This window comes from Brachybacterium ginsengisoli (assembly GCF_002407065.1).
GTDB classification, from domain to species: Bacteria; Actinomycetota; Actinomycetes; order Actinomycetales; family Dermabacteraceae; genus Brachybacterium; species Brachybacterium ginsengisoli.
Genome location: NZ_CP023564.1, coordinates 1960638 through 1977798 on the forward strand (window position 1 = coordinate 1960638; position 17161 = coordinate 1977798).

Here is a 17161-nt window from a genome sequence, read left to right on the forward strand (position 1 = left end):
GAGGAAGCAGATCCGTGGCGAGTGATACGCAGGGCCGCAGGCCCGCCGAGGCGAAGAGCAGCAAGAGGTCGCGCCGCGACCCCGAGGGACGCATGTCCCTCGGCGAGCACCTGGTGGAGCTCCGCAACAGGCTGCTGATCAGCGCGATCACGGTGCTGCTGCTCTCGATCGTCGGCTGGTTCCTGTTCCCCTGGGTCTTCGATGCCGTCAAGGCGCCGATCGAGGCGGCCAGCGAGGGCAACGACCTCCAGACGATGATCAACTTCCAGGGCGTGGGCCAGGGCCTGAACGTCAAGCTGCAGATGGCCGCATACATCGGACTGATCCTGTCCTCGCCGATGCTGATCCTGCAGATCTGGCTGTTCGTCATGCCCGGGCTGCACCGCAACGAGCGCAAGTACGCCATCGGGTTCTTCGGGTCCGCGATCCCGCTGTTCTTCGTCGGCTGCATCGCCGGGTACTGGGCCGTGAGCCAGCTGGTCCCGGTGCTGATGAGCTTCACCCCGACCGAGGGATCGGTCTCCCAGATCCTCCCGTACGACCAGTACCTCGCCCTGCTGATCAAGACCATGCTCGCCTTCGGCATCGCCTTCGTCATCCCGGTGGTGATGGTGCTGATGAACTTCATGGGGCTGATCAGCGGCCGGACGATGCTCAAGGGATGGCGCTGGATCATCTTCCTCAGCTTCGGCTTCACGGCGGTGATGGTGCCGACCCCCGAGCCGATCACGCTGATCGCGATGTCCGCAGCGATCGCGAGCCTCTTCTTCGGGGCGATCGTCATCTCCCTGATCCACGACCGTCGGGCCGGCAGGCGCTCGGAGGACGACGACCTCGCCGACGACGAGGCCAGCCGCATCGACGACGATGTGGAGTCCATCGACCGTCCCTCGCGTCTGGACGACGCCGACGAGGACGGGCGGTGAGCAGGCTCCGCGTGGGCCTGCTCGCGAATCCGTCGGCCGCTCAGGGCACCGCCCACCGCATCGGCCGGCAGGTGGGGCAGCTGCTCCGCCTGGCCGGCATCTCGGTGGTCGATCTCTCGGGCCCGTCGGCCTCGGTGGCCAGGGCCCGTGCGGAGGAGATCCGTGACTCGCTGACGGCCCTGGTGGTGGTGGGCGGGGACGGCACCGTCTCGCTCGGCGCCGAGATCGTGGCGGGCAGCCCGGTGCGGCTCGGCATCGTCCCGGCCGGCAGCGGGAACGACTTCGCCCGCGCCCTCGGCCTCGCGGTCAACGATCCCGAGGCCTCCACCCGGGCCCTCCTGCACGCGCTGTCCCGTCCCGTGGTGACGGTGGACGCCATCGAGATCACCTCGGCCGGCGAGAGCACACCCCGGCATCGCTCGATCGCGCTGGGCAACGTGAACCTCGGCTTCGACGCCCTGGTCAACGCCCGCGCCAACCGCGCCCGCAACGGGGGAGCGGTGCGGTACACCGCGGCCATGCTGCGCGAGCTGCGCTCCTTCAAGGAGCTGCCGTTCTGGCTCGAGATCGACGGCGGCGAGCGTCTCGAGGTCGATGCCGCCGTGCTGACGCTGTGCAGCTCGGGCGTCTTCGGCCGGGGCATGCGGATCGCTCCCGACGCGCGCGTCGACGACGGGATGCTCGAGCTCGTGACCGTCTCCGGCCTCTCCCGTCCCCAGCTGCTGCGCCTGTTCCCGCGCGTCTTCGCCGGGACCCACACCTCCCTCGACGCCGTGGACATCCGCCCCGTCGAGCGGGTCACCGTGGGCCTGCGCGACGGGCGCGCGCTGAGGGCCTACGCCGATGGCGAGTCCAGCTCCCTGCTCCCGCTGAGCGCCCGCGTGCTCCCCGGCGCCGTCCGGCTGCTCGCCGAGCCCTCGTCCGCGATCGGCAGCGAGGTCGCGCAGTGACCTCTCCCTCCGAGCGCTACGCCGAGTGGGCCCGTTCCTCCCGTGCGGAGAGGACTCCCTCGGAGCTGACAGCCTTCACCGGCCGCTACCCCTTCGCGCTGGACGACTTCCAGCTCGCCGCCGCCCGGGCCCTCGAGGGCGGCAGCTCGGTGCTGGTCGCGGCACCCACCGGAGCCGGCAAGACCGTGGTGGGCGAGTTCGCCGTGCACCTGGCCCTGGCCCGCGGCCACAAGGTCTTCTACACCGCGCCGATCAAGGCGCTGTCGAACCAGAAGTTCGGCGAGCTGGTCGACTGGCTCGGCGCGGAGCGAGTGGGCCTGCTGACCGGCGACACCTCCATCCGGCCCGACGCCGAGGTGGTCGTGATGACCACCGAGGTGCTGCGCAACATGCTGTACGCGGAGTCCGATCTGCTGGACGGCCTGGGCTTCGTGGTGATGGACGAGGTGCACTATCTCGCCGACCGGCTGCGCGGTCCGGTCTGGGAGGAGGTCATCCTCCATCTCCATGACTCGGTGCGGCTGGTCTCGCTCTCCGCGACCGTCTCGAACGCCGAGGAGTTCGGCGCCTGGCTGCAGGAGGTGCGCGGCAGCACGGAGATCATCGTCTCCGAGACCCGGCCGGTCCCGCTGTGGCAGCACGTGGTGGTCGGGGACGAGCTGCTGGACCTCTTCGTCGACGCCGAGGGCGAGGCGGTGGTCTCCCATGGCCCCGGCGCCCGCAGCGACCGCCTCGTCAATCCCGAGATCGAGCGCATCACGTCCTTCTCCCTGCCGGTCGACGAGCGCAGCGGCGGGCCCCGGGGGAAGGGCTATCGCGGGCGCAAGGGCACCAGCGGCCGGCATCGCCCGCGCGGCTCCGGCCAGCATCGACCGCCGCACCTGCGCAAGGGCCGCGGTCCCGGTGGGGACGGCGGATCCCGACGCCCGGAGGACCACCGGTCCTCGTCCCTGCGCCCGCCGCGCCGACCGGAGGTCGTCGCGCTGCTGGACGACGCCGCGCTCCTGCCGGCGATCATGTTCATCTTCTCGCGCGCGGGCTGCGACGGGGCCGTCCAGCAGTGCGCCCGTGCGCGGCTGCGCCTGACCGACGACCAGGAGCGCCGGGAGATCCGGGCCCTGCTCGACGAGCAGCTGGCGGAGATCGGCGTCGAGGACGAGGAGGTGCTCTCCCTGGACGCCTTCCGTCGAGCGGCCCTCGACGGATTCGCCGCGCACCACGCCGGGATGATCCCGCTCCTCAAGAGCGTGGTCGAGCAGCTTTTCGCCCGTGGGCTCATCAAGGTCGTCTTCGCGACCGAGACCCTCGCGCTCGGCATCAACATGCCGGCCCGCTCGGTGGTGCTCGAGAAGCTCGTGAAGTTCAACGGCGTCGAGCACGCGGACCTGACGCCGGGGGAGTTCACGCAGCTCACCGGGCGCGCGGGACGTCGCGGCATCGACACCGAGGGCCATGCGGTGGTGCTCGCGGGTCCCCGCTTCGACGCCCCGGCCGTCGCCTCCCTCGCCTCGAGGCGGACCTACCCGCTGCGCTCCGCCTTCCGCCCCACGCCGAACATGACGGTGAACTTGCTGGACCGCTTCGACCTCTCCCGCGCCCGTGAGACCCTCGAGACCAGCTTCGCGCAGTTCCAGGCGGATCGCTCCGTGGTGGGCCTGGCCCGGCGGGCCCGCGAGCTGGAGGACACGGTCGCCGACTACCGCGAGGCGATCACCTGCGATCGCGGAGATCTGCTGGCCTACGCGGAGATCCAGGCGGCGATCTCCGAACGCGAGAAGACCCTGTCCCGGGCACGGGCCGAAGCGGACCGCGATCGGACCCGCAGCGTGCTCGGCGACCTGCGCCGCGGCGAGGTGATCGCCCTTCCCGGCGGCAGGCGCCGCGGGTACGCGGTGGTGCTGGGCGTGGACAGCGCCGTGCTCGGCGGCCCGCAGGTGGACCTGCTGGACACCGAGGGACGCCGGCGCAGCCTCCGCCCGGGCGACGTGCCCTCGCCGCCCGCAGTGATCGACACGCTGCGCCTCCCGCGCCAGGAGTCCCTGGGCAGCGGCAAGGTGCGCAAGGACACCGCCGCCGCCCTGCGTCAGCGCCTGGCAGGACAGGACGACGATGCCCGTCGGGAGGTCCGCAGCCGCGCCGGCCGCACCCCGTCGACCGCCGCGACCGACGAGCGCCTGCTCGCCCTGCGCGCCGAGCTCGGCGAGCATCCCTGCGCCGCCTGCCCCGACCTCGACTCGCACCTGCGCTGGGTGGGCCGCTGGCGGAAGTCCCGCGGGGAGCTCGACGGCGTCCAGCGGCGGATCCGCAGCCGCACCAGCTCCCTCGCCCGACAGTTCGACCACCTCACGGACCTGCTCCTCGAGCTCGGCTATCTCGAGCACGTCGACGCCGGCACCGAGGGGGAGGAGCTCCGCCCCACCCCCAGCGGGCTCCGGCTGCGCCGCCTGTTCAGCGATCGTGACCTGCTCATCGCGCAGTGCCTCGAGCACGGCGCCTGGTCCGGGCTCGACCCCGCCGGACTCGCCGCCGTGGTCTCCGCCGCGGTCCACGAGAGCCGTCGGGACGACCGCGCCCCGGAGCAGATCCCCGATGCCGCGGTCGACGCGGCCCTCGCGGCATCGACCCGGCTGGCCGCCGCGCTGCAGGCCGCCGAGACCCGCCACTCCATCGCCCCCACGACGCCTCCGGACCCGGCTGTCGCCGCGATCGTGCACCGCTGGGCGCGCGGCGCCTCGCTCTCGGCGGCGCTGGAGGGCAATGACATGCCGCCCGGCGACTTCGTGCGCCATTGCCGACAGGTGGTCGACCTGCTCGACCAGCTCACGGCCGACGAGGAGCTCGGCCAGGTGGCACGGGCGTCCATCCGCGGCGTGCGCCGCGGACTGGTCGCCCAGGAGATCGATCGATGAGCGTTCTCCCAGGAGGACGCGAGAGGCTGGAGACCGTGAGCCCGAACGCTGCTTCCGAGACCCCCGACGCGACCGCCGATGCGGCCGCTCCCGCACCTGCGACGCTCTACACGGGCATCGTTCTCTACAGCGCCAAGGACCCCGAGGCGTCCGCGATGCTCGTCGCCGACGGGCTGATCGCCTGGACCGGCCGCGAGGACACCGGACGCCTGCTGCACGGTGACGCCGAGATCGTGGACGCCACCGGCTGCCTGGTCACCCCAGGGTTCGTCGACGCCGCCGCCACCGCGGACGGCTCCGAACCGGCCACCGACGACGAGGCGGCCGCCGCGGCCCGCGGCATCGTGCTGCGCCTGCCCGGCCCGACGGGGGAGCGCGAGGGCGTGCGGATCGTCGCCCCCGTCACCGAGAGCGCCGAGTATCTCGACCTAGTCTCCGCCGGGACGCCGCTCGCGTTCGGCTCCGGCGGGGCGTCCGAGGCCGCGGACCCCTGGGACTGGGTGCGCGGTGCCGCCCGCACCAGCCCGGCGGATCAGCGGATCAGCGATCGCGCCGCCTTCCTCGCCGCCACCCGGGGCGGTCAGCGCGTGGCCGGCAGCCGTCATCCCGGCAGCCTGCAGACCGGTCTGCCGGCGACCTTCGTCGTCTGGGAGCCCTGGGACCTCACGGTGCAGTCCCGCGCCGAGCGCGTGGACAGCTGGTCGACCGACCCGCGCTCGCGCACCCCGCTGCTGCCGGACCTCGACCAGGGGACCCCTCGCGTGCTGCGCACCGTCGTCGACGGCAGGATCCTGCACGACCAGCTCGGTGACGAGCCCCGCGGGCAGGCCGGCACGTGACCGCGACCGCTGCGGCGGCCGGGAGCCGTCGCCGCGCTCCCCGGCCCCGGGACGAGTTCGATCCCACCCCGTGGCCGCTCGCCCTGCTCTGCGGCGCGGCCGGCGGCGGCTGCGCGCTGCTCGCCTTCCCGCCGTATGACCTGTGGATGCTGCTCCCGGTGGGGATCGCCCTGCTCGGCGCCGGCCTGCTGGTGCGCTCCGCGCTGCTGGCGATGCTGGTCTCGCTGCTGTGGGGACTGGCCCTGTTCATCCCTCTGACGCAGTGGGCCAGCACCTACGCCGGCGCCGCGCCGTGGATCGCGCTGGGCGTCTTCGAGGCGCTGTACATCGTGGTCTTCGGGCTGCTGGCCCGCACGGTCATGGTCCGCCGCGGGCTGTGCCTCTCCAGCGCGATCGTCGTGTCCGCACTGTGGGTGGGGATCGAGACCCTGCGCAGCAGCATCCCCTGGGGCGGGCTGCCCTGGGGGGCGAGCGCCTTCGCGCTCGCGGAGTCCCCGCTGCTGAACCTGGGTCCCTGGATCGGACTGGCCGGGCTCGCCTTCGTCGTCGCGCTGCTGGGACAGCTGCTCCTGTTCGGGGCCCTGGCCCTGCTGGGTCGGCGTCGCCGAGGCTTCACCGGTTTCTCCGGCGTGTGGCCGTTCGCGATCGCCGTCGCCGCGGTGCTGGCCACCGTCGTGGCGCCCCACCCCATGAACCGAGCTCCGTCGGACCGCCCCTCGATGACGATCGCGGCGATCCAGGGATCGATGGGCGCGATCGACCCCGTCTCGTACACGATGCCGGAGGACGTCTTCCCCAACCACCTGGAGGTCACCGAGGATGCCATCACCCGGGCTCAGCAGGACGGCACCGCGCTGGACCTGATCGTGTGGCCCGAGGACTCCACGGGCTGGGATCCCCGCCAGGATCCGCAGCTGGCCCAGCAGCTGACGTCCGCCGCCCAGGAGGCCCACGCACCGCTGCTGATCGGCACCCAGGTGCGGGTGGGGGAGAACGAACGGCTGAACCAGTCGGTCCTGTTCACCCCCGAGCAGACCACGCCGTACGCCTACTCCAAGCGGCACCCGGTCCCCTTCGGCGAGTACATCCCGCTGCGGGGCTTCTTCAGCCAGCTCACCGACAAGGTCGACCTCGTCTCCGTGGACATGGTGCCCGGGCAGGAGCCCGGGGTGATGGATCTCGGTGCTCTCGGCCAGGGCCAGGGCAAGGTGGGCATCCTCATCTGCTTCGAGGTCGCCTATGAACCGCTCGTCCATGACGTGGTCGACGGGGGCGCCGAGGTGATCGTGGTCCAGTCCAACAACGCGCTGTTCGGCGACTCGGACGAGGCCATCCAGCAGCTCGCCCAGGCGAAGGTCATGGCCGTGACCTCCGGCCGCAGCGTCGTCCACATCTCCACCGTCGGCCAGTCCGCGATCTTCAGCCCCGAGGGCCGCCAGATCGACTTCGTGGGCCACTGGGAGCAGGGTGCGCTCGTGGCCGACGTCCCGCTGCGCGCCGGCATCACGCCTGCGGTCGCCGCAGGCCCCTGGGTCGCGATCGGCCTCGGCGCCGTCGGTGCCGTCGGCTGGATCGCCGCGCTGACGGGGGACCGCAGAGCCCTCGCCCGCCCCACCCCACGTCGTCGACGTCGAGGAGACTGACATGCACCCGTCGAACGCCCCGCTGCCGCCGACCCTCGTCGTGATCCCCACGTACGACGAGCGCGAGACCCTGCCCGGCACGCTCGCACGCCTGCGCACCGCCGTGCCGGAGGTCGACGTGCTCGTGGTCGACGACTCCTCGCCGGACGGCACCGGGGACTGGGCGGAGACCGTCGCCGCGGAGGACCCGGCCGTGCACGTGCTGCACCGCGCCGGCAAGCAGGGGCTGGGTCCCGCCTATCTCGCCGGCTTCGCCTGGGGCCTGGAGCACGGATACCAGCAGCTGGTCGAGATGGACGCCGATGCCTCGCACCGGCCGGAGCAGCTGCCCGGGCTGTTGGAGGCGGTGCGGCGGGGCGCCGATCTCGCGATCGGCTCCCGCTGGATCCCGCGCGGCGCGGTCCACGACTGGCCCGTGCACCGTCTGCTCCTCTCCCGCGGCGCGAACCTGTACGTGCAGCTGCTGCTGGGCCTCGGCGTCGCCGATGCGACCGCCGGGTACCGCGTCTTCCGCGCCGAGCTGCTCGAGGACCTGATCGCGACCGACATCGCGTCCCAGGGCTACTGCTTCCAGATCGACATGACCCGTCGGGCACGTGACCTCGGCGCCGTGATCACGGAGGTGCCGATCGACTTCGACGAGCGCACGGCGGGCGCGTCCAAGATGTCCTCGAGCATCGTGCGCGAGGCGCTGCTGAAGGTGACGTCCTGGGGTCTCTCACGGCGCACCCAGGGCCTTCGCAAGGCTCTGGGCTAGTCTGATCGGACCCGACGCCGAAGGAAGGGAGCCCTCGTGGACGCACAGCATCCCCGCAGTCAGGGTGCCTCCGCACGCCCCCGCAGCTCGCGATGGGGATCCCTGGTGCCCGTCCTGATCGTGGTGCTGGGGCTGCTCGAGCTGACCATCCTCGTGCTCATCGGCATCAACTCGAGCCTGTGGTGGGCCGTGCTGATCGTCGCGATCGGCTGGGTGATCGGCATCGCGCTGCTGGTCGCCGCGGGCCAGCAGTCGTTCGTGCGCCTTCGCTCGCTGCTGCGTGCCGTGCGGGGGAGCGGCGACGTCCAGGACCACCTCTCGCGGCCCGGGTTCACGCTGCTGTCCGCCCTGTTCTTCTTCTTCCCGGGCGTCCTCACCGACCTCATCGGCCTGGTGCTGCTGCTGACCCCCGTCCAGCGCCGTTCGGTGCGGGCTATGGGTCTGGGCAGCGGCGCCGAGAGCGCCCGCACCGTGCTCTACCGGCGCTCCGGCACCGGCGTGATCGACGGAGAGATCATCCTCGAGAACCGCTCCCGGGACCGGGGCGCGGACGGCACCCCGCCCACGCTGATCCAGGACTGACCGCCCGGCCCGTCGGCCGAAGACAGCGCCCCCGCCCCGCCGAGATGGCGGGAACGGGGGCGATGTCGTGCTGGGGGCGTGCGATCAGAGGTTGCGACGCTGATGCAGCTTGCCGGCGCGCAGGAGCGCGAGGCGCTGGTCGAGGAGCACCTGGAGCTCCTCCTCGCTGCGACGCTCGAGCAGCATGTCCCAGTGCGTGCGCACGGGCTTGCCCGGCTTCTCCTCGGGACGCTCGTGGTCGCGCAGCAGCGCGGAGGCGCCGCAGCGGCACTCCCACACGGCGGGGACGTCGGCCTCGACCGAGAACGGGAGGACGATGGTGTGGCCGTTGGGGCAGTCGTAGACGGCCTCCTGGCGCGGTGCGGCGAGGACGCCCTCGTCGGTCTCCATGGAGAGGGAGCCCAGTCGGGTGCCTCGCAGGCTGCGGCTGCTCATGCGGTTCTCGCTTCCTGCCGGGGATGGGGTCGGACGGCGGACCGCCCGGTGAGGTCTGTGGGTCGTGACGCGCGTGATGGCGACGCCCGGTGATGCCAACGCCCGCGGGGCCGGGTCTGTTCCCGGGGTCAGCCGGGCCCTCGCTGTTCAGGCGCTGTCGAGCAGCTCGGAGAGCAGATCGACACGATTGCTGATGATACCATCCACGCCCTTGACCAGCAGATCCCGCATGGTCGTCGGATCGTCGACGGTCCACACATGCACCTCGCATCCCGCCCGATGAGCGGCGGCGATGTTGGCCTCCGTGACGATCGCCACCCCTCGGTGGTGCTCGGGGACCTGGAGCGCGCCGTAGGGGGCGAGGATCCGCGAGATCACGGCGTCCGGGGCCTCCACGGCGCGAGCGGCGAGGAAGCGGCCGATCGTCCCCCGGGCCGGGCTGCGCACGGCGGTGATGCCGGTGGCCGCGTGGAGAGTCGCGAGGGTCTTCCTCACCACCGCGCCGTCGAACCCGGCCAGGCACACCCGGTCCGCGCTGCGGGTGCGGCTGATCGCCGCGACCGCAGGACCGATCGCCGAGGGCGACTTGATGTCGATGTTGATCGGCACGTCCCGGAAGGTCCCCAGCACGTCCTCGAGCATGGCGAGCGGCTCGTCGCCGGCCAGGCGCACGGCACCGGCCTCGTGGGCGCCGAGCTCGTCGATGCGGCGGGGATCTCCGGCGATGCGCAGCAGGTCCTCGTCGTGCACGGCCAGCGCGAGTGCGTCGCGGGTGGCGCGGGTGTCGGTCTCGAGCATGTCGGCGCCGGCCCGCAGCGCCGTCTCGAAGGCGCGCAGGGTGTTCTCCGCGCCGTCCAGCGCGAGTCCCCGGTGGGCGATGCGCCGCGGGCGGGGGCCGGGCAGGAACCGCGAGACCGGACGTGCGGGGTGGTCAGGGCGTCCGATGGTCGATGAGTGCATCCTCTTCCTCCTCGTCCTGTCCTCGACGGCGGGCGCGGACCGCGCGGCGGGGACGATGGTGGTCTGCGGGGCGCTGCGCCGGTCGGCTCGCGGCGGCGGGTGCGCCCTGGTCATGCGGTGCGGGTGCGTCCGCCGGAGTGGACGGCGCCTCGCCGGCCTCCTGCTCCTCCGCGGCGGCGTCCTGGAGCAGACGGCGGGTGCGGTGGACGAGCGCTGCGGGGAAGAACAGCGCGAAGATCCACCACTGGAAGGAGTAGGACAGGTGCGGGCCGAGCGAGGTGTCGGGGGAGGGGAGCGCAGCGGGTCGCTCCGGCGCCGCACCGCCGTCGCGCGGCGTCTCCGCGACCAGTTCGCCGTAGGCCCGGGTGACGAGATCGGGGGAGTCCTGCCCCATGAGCTCCGCCGACTGCGGGGGGTTCACCGAGTGGGTCTGACCCGGCGGCGTTTCGCGGTCGAGCACCACCTCGGCGGGACGCAGGCGGGCGGTGACGGTCATCTCGCCCTCCGGAACCGCCGGGGGATCGTGCGGCTGGGAGTCGGACGCGTCGGTGGGCACCCAGCCGCGCACCACCAGCAGGGTCGTGCCGTCATCGGCATGGAAGGGCACCAGCTGCCAGAAGCCCACGGTGCTCGAGAGCTGCCTGTTGCGCACGTAGAGCACGCAGTCCTCGGTGGTGCAGTAGCTGCCCTGTACAGAGACCGGGGTCCAGTCGTCCGCCGCAGGCAGAGCCGCCTCCGGGTCGTTCAGCACCTGGTCGAGCGCGACGGGGGCGGCGTCGTAGTTGGAGTGGACCACGGCCGCCTGGTCACGACGGTTCTCGTAGCGGCCGTACTGCCACATGCCGAGGGCGATGCAGACTGCGGAGAGCACCAGCACGGCGACCAGTCCCAGCAGGGTGTCGCGGCTGAGCAGGATCCGACGACGGGTGGAGCGAGATGTCATCCGTGAACCGGCGTGCTCGCTGTGTCCTCGGCGCCGAGGTCGGCCTGCCCGAGGCTGCCCGCCGCCTCTGAGAGCACACGGGTGAGGTCGTTGATCCCGAAGTCGACGAGCTGGACGAACAGGATCGCGGTGGCCGCGGCCACAATGAAGCCCAGCGCCGTGACGCCGATGGTCATGCCGAGGCGAAGGCGGGGGCGGTCCGTGCGCGCGGGAGCGGGCGGAAAGCCGTAGTCCTCGCCCTGCAGGTGGTTCTCGGCCCACATGCCGGGGTTCAGGACCGCGACGGGGTACTGCTCGACGCGCCGACGGGGGCGGGCTCCGCTGGCAGGGACGTCCTCGGACGCCTGCAGCGGAGCCGTGCCCCGGTCGGTGCTGCCTCCGGGGAGCCAGAGCCTCCACCCGGCCGGGACCGGGCCCCAGGCATGCCCGGGGCTGAAGTCCGCCGGCGGGGTCCACCCGTCATGCGGGGGCTCCGGCCAGTTCGGCGGCGGGTTGAAGCGCTGGCCCTGTGTCACGCAGGGACGTCCCAGTTGTAGGTGTCCTGGTAGGTGTCGAACTCGAGGACGTTGCCGCCCGCGCGCTTCACATCGAACAGGATCTGCACGGTGTACTCATCCCCGGCCTTGAACTGGTAGGGCGCTCCGCCGCCCACGCCGGAGCCGACGAGGCTGTAGGTCTTGTCGGACGGCTCGACCGCGCCGCCGTAGGGCGTCTTCACAGAGAACTGGAAGGGGTTGAACTCGTAGGTCCCCTCGGTGACCGTGAACTTGGCGGTGACCACGAGGTATTCGCCCTGCTCGGCGTCGTCGACGGTGCCGCCGTATGAGTTCTTGAGATCCGCGCCCTTGGCGTACTTCATGTCCACGGCCATGGTGCCGGTGCCATCCGTGCCCACGAAGTTGATGGCCTTCGCCGCGGGATCGATCGTGGCGAGATCCGTCGGGGTGACGGCTTCCTCGGTCTCCTCCTCGGTGGTCGCCTCCTCCGTCGGGTCCTCCTCGGTGGTCTCCTCGCCGTCGGTGGTCTGCTCCTCGGTGGCGGTGGTCCCGCCGCCGCCGCCGGCCTCCTCATCACCGCCGCGGTTGAACAGCCAGATGCCGCCCGCGATGAGGACGATCAGTGCCAGGAGCAGGATGAGGAGGCAGCCCAGCCACCAGAAGCGTGCCAGGAAGCCCTTCTTGGGCGGCTCGCCCGCCCCGGTGGAGGCGGTCCAGCCGGAGCCGGTGTCCATCCCCGGGGATCCCTGGCCGAAGCCCTGCGCCGGGTAGTCCGAGGCGGATCCCTGACCGGGGTACTCCGGTGCGGAACCCTGGCCATAGCCCTGATTCGGGGACGCCTGGCCGTAGCCCGGGGTCGGGGAGGCCTGGCCGTAGCCCGGGGCCGGGGAGGCCTGGCCGTAGCCCTGCCCCGCGGGCTCCTGGCCGTAGCCCTGCGCGGGCGAACCCTGGCCATAGCCCTGATTCGGGGACGCCTGGCCGTAGCCCGGGGTCGGGGAGGCCTGGCCGTAGCCCGGGGCCGAGGAGGCCTGGCCGTAGCCCTGACCTGCCGCCTCCTGGCCGTAGCCCTGCCCCGCCGACTCCTGGCCATGGACCGGCGCGGAGGACGCCTGCGCGGGATCACCGGCTGCCGAGGAGTCCCCGGTGCCGTGAGCCGCTGCAGCACCTGCGGCGACGCCTCCGACAGCGGCCCCGCCGGCGACCGCTGCAGCACCGTGACCGGCGCCGTCCTGGGTCTGATCCGCCTGCGAGCCTGCAGTCTCAGCACCCTCGGCCGGGACAGCGGACTCGTACGGAGCCGGCTGGGCGAGCCCGGCCTCGAGATCCGGTCCCTGGTACTCGGCCGTGTCCGGCGCGCTCGACGAGTTGTCGGGAGCCTCCGACGGAGCGTCGTCGGCAGGGGCGCTCTCGGCAGGGGCGCCTGCGGCAGGAGCGGTCTCAGCCGCCGGGTCGTCCGACGCGCTCGCGCCAGCAGCACCGGCTGCCGCGCCACCGGCCACAGCACCACCGGCCACCGCACCACCGGCCGCTGCCGGGGCGATGCCCTGCTGGGGCGACTCCTCGACGGCGGATCGCCGACCGGAGCCCGCGACATGGGTGGCCACGTCGTCCGAGGACTCGGACGCCGGGGCGGGCGCCGAGGCCGGTGCGCCCTCATCCGTGGGAGCTCCGGCGTGACGGCCGTGGCCGGCACCTGTTGCCGCGGAGTCGTCCTGAGATGCCGGGGAGCCGTAGGGGTTCATCGAGCCGTACTGCCCGACCGGCTGAGGAGCGGAGGTCGACGCCTGATCCTGCGCGACGTCCTCCTGACCGGAGATCTCCTGACCGTTCGGCTGGTCCGCCGTCACAGGCTGCCCACCCTGCGCGTCACCGCGCGGGCCGGTGGAGACCAGACGGGTTGCGTCGTCCTCGGCGGGCTCGGAGGCCGGAGCCTGCTCACCGGTCGAGGCGACATGCGTCGCGTCCGCGTCCGCGTCGGCGGCGGGCATCTGATCCGCGGTCGAGGCGACATGGGTGGCGTCGTCGGCGGGAGCCGAGGCCGCGGCCGGAGCGGCGGGGGCCTGGTCGTCGGCGACCCAGAAGTTCCAGCCGTCCGGGGCAGGGCCCCACGACGGATCCGGCTGCCAGCCGGGAGGCGGGCTCCAGGTGGTGTCCTCGATGGGCCAGTTCGGCGGCGGGTTGAAGCGGTAAGCCATCGGGCAGCACCTTCCGGAGCGATCGGATGGTCGGGCTCCCCCTCGGATCCCGACACTCTCTGGACACGTATCGTAGAGCACAGGGATGCGCACAGGCGTCAGCCGCCCGCGGCACGCAGGTCGCCCGTCCAGCCAGAACGACCATCCAGACCATTCACCCAGGAGTTCGCATGACCGACGCCACCACCGACCCCCGCAGCGTCCTGATCACCGGAGGGAACCGGGGCATCGGGCGCTCGATCGCCGAGGAGTTCCTCCGCCGCGGGGACAAGGTGGCGGTCACCAGCCGATCCGGCGAGGGCGGCCCCGAGGGCGCGCTCACCGTCGCGGCGGACGTCACCGACGGCACCAGCCTCGATGCGGCCATCAAGACCGTCGAGGAGGCGCACGGCCCGGTCGAGGTGCTGGTCGCCAACGCCGGCATCACCGACGACCAGCTGCTGCTGCGCATGGGCGACGACTCCTTCGAGAAGGTGCTCGACACCAACCTCACCGGCTCGTTCCGCACGGTCAAGCGGGTCATCAAGTCGATGATGCGCAAGAAGAAGGGCCGCATCGTGCTGATCAGCTCCGTGGTGGGCCTCTACGGCTCGCCCGGCCAGGTCAACTACGCCGCCTCGAAGTCCGGACTGATCGGGATCGCCCGCGCGCTCACCCGCGAGCTCGGCTCCCGCGGCATCACCGCCAACGTGGTCGCCCCGGGCTACATCGACACCGAGATGACCCAGTCCCTCGGCGAGGATCTGCAGGAGTCGTACCGCAAGGCGATCCCCGCCGGCCGCTTTGCCGATCCCGCCGAGGTCGCCAAGGTCGTCGCCTTCCTCGCGAGCGACGACGCGGCCTACATCTCCGGTGCGGTGATCCCCGTCGACGGCGGTCTCGGCATGGGACACTGAACCCGTCCTTCCACCACCGACGTAAGGCGTGAAAGCACCCCCATGTCATCCTCCGACCCCGACAGTCGTCTGCTGCTCCTCATGCGTCATGGCAAGGCGGAGAGCGGGTCCGGCCGTCCGGACCACGACCGTGCACTGGCAGACCGAGGGGTGACACAGGCACAGCTGGTCGGGGAGTACCTCGCCGCGCAGAACGTGCAGGTCTCCCGGGTGCTGGTCTCGGACTCCGCCCGCACCGTCCAGACCTGGGAGGCCACGGCCTCGTCGATGCCGGACTTCGACGGCACGGTCACCTTCCACGAGGAGATCTACACCGGCGGCGCGGCGGAGGTGCTGTCCCTCCTGCACGACGTGGATGCGAGCCATCCGGTGGTGATGGTGGTGGGCCATGAGCCGACGATCTCCACCCTCACGTCGCTGCTCGCCGACGACGACTCGGAGGCCGCCGCGGCCGCCCAGGCCCGGATCGGGATGCCGACGGGGGCCATGGCGGTCCTCTCCGGATCCGCGGACGGGTGGGGGAGGCTCGAGGAGGAGTCGCTGACGCTGCACACCATCGTGCGCCCCTGACCCCTGTGACATGAGGACGGCCCGGGCATCTGGTGCCCGGGCCGTCCGTCGTCCGGATCGCTCAGCGCGACGCGGCGCTCTCGAGGTGCTGCCACGCCTCCAGCAGCGATTCGCCGTCGATCGTGACGTCCGCGACCTCCCGCAGGGCGGGCTTGGCGCGGAAGGCGATCCCGGTGCCTGCGGCGAGGAGCATCTCGCGGTCGTTGGCCCCGTCGCCCATGGCCACGATCCGCTGCGCCGGGACGCCATGGCGCTCGGCGAGCTCCTCGAGGGTCCGACGCTTCGCGGTCCCGTCGATGATCGGTCCCCGGACCGCTCCGGTGAAGCGGCCGTCGACGATCTCGAAGCGGTTGGCGCGGACATGATCGATCCCCGCCTCGGCGGCGAGATCATCGATCACCTCGTGGAAGCCTCCGGAGACGAGCGCGACCACCCAGCCGGCGTCCTTCGCCCGACGCACCAGCTCCAGGGCGCCCGGAGTGGGCACCAGCGCGGCCCTCACCTCGGCGAGGACCGACTCCTCCAGACCCTCGAGCAGCGCCACCCGGGCACGGAGCGACTGGGAGAAGTCCAGCTCCCCGCGCATCGCCGCGGTGGTGATCTCCTCGACCCGGTCGCGCACGCCGGCGTGCTCGGCGACGAGCTCGATGACCTCCTGGGTGAGGAAGGTCGAGTCGACGTCCGAGACCAGCAGCCCGGTGGCGACGGCCGAGGCGTTCGGTGCAGTCCCCGCCGTCACGGGGTGATGACCGTGCCCTTGCCGATCACGGTGATGCCGGACTCCGTGACCACCCAGCCGCGGGCGCGGTCCTTGTCCGCGTCCAGTCCGATCTGGGTGCGCGGCGGCACCACCACCGACTTGTCGATGATCGCGCGGTGGATCTGGCAGTGACGTCCCACGATCACATCGTCCATCAGCACCGAGTCCGAGACGCTCGACCAGGAGTTGATGCGGACGCCCGGAGAGAGCACCGAGCTGGAGACCTGAGCGCCGGAGACCACCACACCGGGGGAGATGACCGAGTCCACCGCGGAGCCGACACGTCCGGGGCCGGCGTGGACGAACTTCGCCGGGGGAGTGTTGCGGTGCCCGGTGAAGGTGGGCCACTCGTCGTTGTACAGGTTGAAGACGGGGTGGATCGAGATGAGATCCATGTGCGCGTCGTAGAACGCGTCCAGGGTGCCGACGTCCCGCCAGTAGTCCCGATCGCGGTCGGTCGACCCGGGCACGTCGTTGCGGATGAAGTCGTAGACCGCCGCGTCGCCCTCCGCGACGAAGGAGGGCACGATGTCCCCGCCCATGTCGTGCTTGGAGGAGTCGTCCTCCGCATCGCGGGTGACGGCCTCGACCAGGGCGTCGGCGTTGAAGATGTAGTTGCCCATCGAGGCGAGGATGGAGCCGGGGTCGTCGGCCAGTCCCTCGGTCGTGGTCGGCTTCTCGACGAAGGCCTTGATGGTGGTGGGGTCCGAGGGGTCCGTCTCGATGACACCGAACTGATCGGACATCTCGATCGGCTGGCGGATCGCCGCGACGGTGCAGGACTTCCCCGACTCGACATGGGCGGCCAGCATCTGCGAGAAGTCCATGCGGTAGATGTTGTCCGCACCGACCACGACGACGTGGTCGGGCTTCTCGTCGGCGATCAGGTTCAGCGACTGCGCGATCGCATCGGCGCTGCCGCGGAACCAGTGCTTGCCCATGCGCTGCTGCGCGGGGACCGGTGCGACGTAGTTGCCCAGGAGCGAGCTCATGCGCCACGTCTGGGCGATGTGCTTGTCCAGCGAGTGCGACTTGTACTGGGTCAGGACGACCACCCGGAGGTAGCCGGAGTTCACGATGTTCGACAGCGCGAAATCGATGAGGCGGTAGATGCCGCCGAACGGCACTGCGGGCTTTGCCCGATCGAGGGTCAGCGGCATCAGCCGCTTTCCCTCGCCGCCGGCGAGGACGATGGCGAGGACCTTTTTGGACGACATGGTGCGAGGATAGTGCAGACGTGGCACTCGTCACGCACCATCGCTCCCGAGTGGGACGATGTGAGGATCAGGGACGCTGGGA

At 71.8% G+C, this 17161-nt stretch carries 16 protein-coding genes; 9 read left to right on the forward strand and 7 right to left on the reverse strand.

Annotation, left to right across the window (positions count from 1 at the left end; genetic code table 11):
* Nucleotides 1-14 precede the first annotated feature (14 nt).
* The 7 genes from tatC to CFK41_RS08765 all read left to right on the forward strand — a co-directional run bounded on the left by tatC (nucleotide 15) and on the right by CFK41_RS08765 (nucleotide 8606).
* Nucleotides 15-926, forward strand: a complete 912-nt coding sequence (gene tatC, locus CFK41_RS08735; RefSeq protein ID WP_227873270.1) for a twin-arginine translocase subunit TatC — start codon at nucleotides 15-17, stop codon at nucleotides 924-926.
* Entirely contained in the window at nucleotides 923-1876 is a 954-nt protein-coding gene (locus tag CFK41_RS08740) for a diacylglycerol/lipid kinase family protein (RefSeq protein ID WP_096799307.1), read from the forward strand. Before tatC ends, CFK41_RS08740 begins: the two co-directional genes overlap by 4 nt.
* The gene (locus CFK41_RS08745; RefSeq protein ID WP_096799308.1) at nucleotides 1873-4785 is read left to right on the forward strand and encodes a DEAD/DEAH box helicase; all 2913 of its coding nucleotides are present in this window, start codon (nucleotides 1873-1875) and stop codon (nucleotides 4783-4785) included. Before CFK41_RS08740 ends, CFK41_RS08745 begins: the two co-directional genes overlap by 4 nt.
* Nucleotides 4782-5624, forward strand: a complete 843-nt coding sequence (locus CFK41_RS08750; protein ID WP_227873271.1) for a hypothetical protein — start codon at nucleotides 4782-4784, stop codon at nucleotides 5622-5624. Before CFK41_RS08745 ends, CFK41_RS08750 begins: the two co-directional genes overlap by 4 nt.
* Nucleotides 5621-7267, forward strand: a complete 1647-nt coding sequence (gene lnt, locus CFK41_RS08755; protein WP_096799309.1) for an apolipoprotein N-acyltransferase — start codon at nucleotides 5621-5623, stop codon at nucleotides 7265-7267. The genes CFK41_RS08750 and lnt overlap by 4 nt, the downstream gene beginning before the upstream one ends.
* A gap of 1 nt (nucleotide 7268) precedes the next feature.
* Nucleotides 7269-8024, forward strand: coding sequence for a polyprenol monophosphomannose synthase (locus CFK41_RS08760; RefSeq protein ID WP_096799310.1), 756 nt, complete (start codon nucleotides 7269-7271; stop codon nucleotides 8022-8024).
* 105 nt (nucleotides 8025-8129) lie between these two features.
* Nucleotides 8130-8606: an FxsA family protein gene (locus CFK41_RS08765; protein WP_227873272.1), complete on the forward strand. Its 477-nt coding sequence runs from the start codon at nucleotides 8130-8132 to the stop codon at nucleotides 8604-8606.
* A gap of 84 nt (nucleotides 8607-8690) precedes the next feature.
* Here the strand turns inward: CFK41_RS08765 and CFK41_RS08770 are convergent, their stop codons facing one another.
* The 5 genes from CFK41_RS08770 to CFK41_RS18055 all read right to left on the reverse strand — a co-directional run bounded on the left by CFK41_RS08770 (nucleotide 8691) and on the right by CFK41_RS18055 (nucleotide 13636).
* Nucleotides 8691-9041: an RNA polymerase-binding protein RbpA gene (locus CFK41_RS08770; RefSeq protein WP_096799312.1), complete on the reverse strand. Its 351-nt coding sequence runs from the start codon at nucleotides 9039-9041 to the stop codon at nucleotides 8691-8693.
* Between the two features lie 147 nt (nucleotides 9042-9188).
* Entirely contained in the window at nucleotides 9189-10001 is an 813-nt protein-coding gene (locus tag CFK41_RS08775; protein ID WP_096799313.1) for a glycerophosphodiester phosphodiesterase family protein, read from the reverse strand.
* On the reverse strand, nucleotides 9973-10944 hold the full coding sequence (locus CFK41_RS08780; protein ID WP_096799314.1) for an SURF1 family cytochrome oxidase biogenesis protein: 972 nt from the start codon (nucleotides 10942-10944) through the stop codon (nucleotides 9973-9975). Before CFK41_RS08780 ends, CFK41_RS08775 begins: the two co-directional genes overlap by 29 nt.
* Nucleotides 10941-11459: a hypothetical protein gene (locus CFK41_RS08785; RefSeq protein WP_096799315.1), complete on the reverse strand. Its 519-nt coding sequence runs from the start codon at nucleotides 11457-11459 to the stop codon at nucleotides 10941-10943. The genes CFK41_RS08780 and CFK41_RS08785 overlap by 4 nt, the downstream gene beginning before the upstream one ends.
* Nucleotides 11456-13636 carry a hypothetical protein gene (locus CFK41_RS18055; protein WP_174705965.1) on the reverse strand — a complete coding sequence of 727 codons (2181 nt, stop codon included), beginning with the start codon at nucleotides 13634-13636 and terminating at the stop codon, nucleotides 11456-11458. Before CFK41_RS18055 ends, CFK41_RS08785 begins: the two co-directional genes overlap by 4 nt.
* 170 nt (nucleotides 13637-13806) lie before the next feature.
* On the opposite strand from CFK41_RS18055, the gene CFK41_RS08795 reads away from it, so the two are divergent.
* Together CFK41_RS08795 and CFK41_RS08800 are read left to right on the forward strand one after the other, a co-directional pair.
* Nucleotides 13807-14532 carry a beta-ketoacyl-ACP reductase gene (locus tag CFK41_RS08795; protein WP_096799316.1) on the forward strand — a complete coding sequence of 242 codons (726 nt, stop codon included), beginning with the start codon at nucleotides 13807-13809 and terminating at the stop codon, nucleotides 14530-14532.
* A gap of 81 nt (nucleotides 14533-14613) precedes the next feature.
* Complete coding sequence (locus CFK41_RS08800; protein WP_227873290.1) at nucleotides 14614-15102, forward strand: SixA phosphatase family protein; 489 nt, start codon at nucleotides 14614-14616, stop codon at nucleotides 15100-15102.
* 61 nt (nucleotides 15103-15163) lie between these two features.
* Here CFK41_RS08800 and serB read toward each other — a convergent pair whose 3' ends face one another.
* Nucleotides 15164-15841, reverse strand: a complete 678-nt coding sequence (serB, locus tag CFK41_RS08805; protein ID WP_096799318.1) for a phosphoserine phosphatase SerB — start codon at nucleotides 15839-15841, stop codon at nucleotides 15164-15166.
* Nucleotides 15838-17079, reverse strand: coding sequence for a glucose-1-phosphate adenylyltransferase (gene glgC / locus CFK41_RS08810; protein ID WP_096799319.1), 1242 nt, complete (start codon nucleotides 17077-17079; stop codon nucleotides 15838-15840). The genes serB and glgC overlap by 4 nt, the downstream gene beginning before the upstream one ends.
* Nucleotides 17080-17161 lie beyond the last annotated feature (82 nt).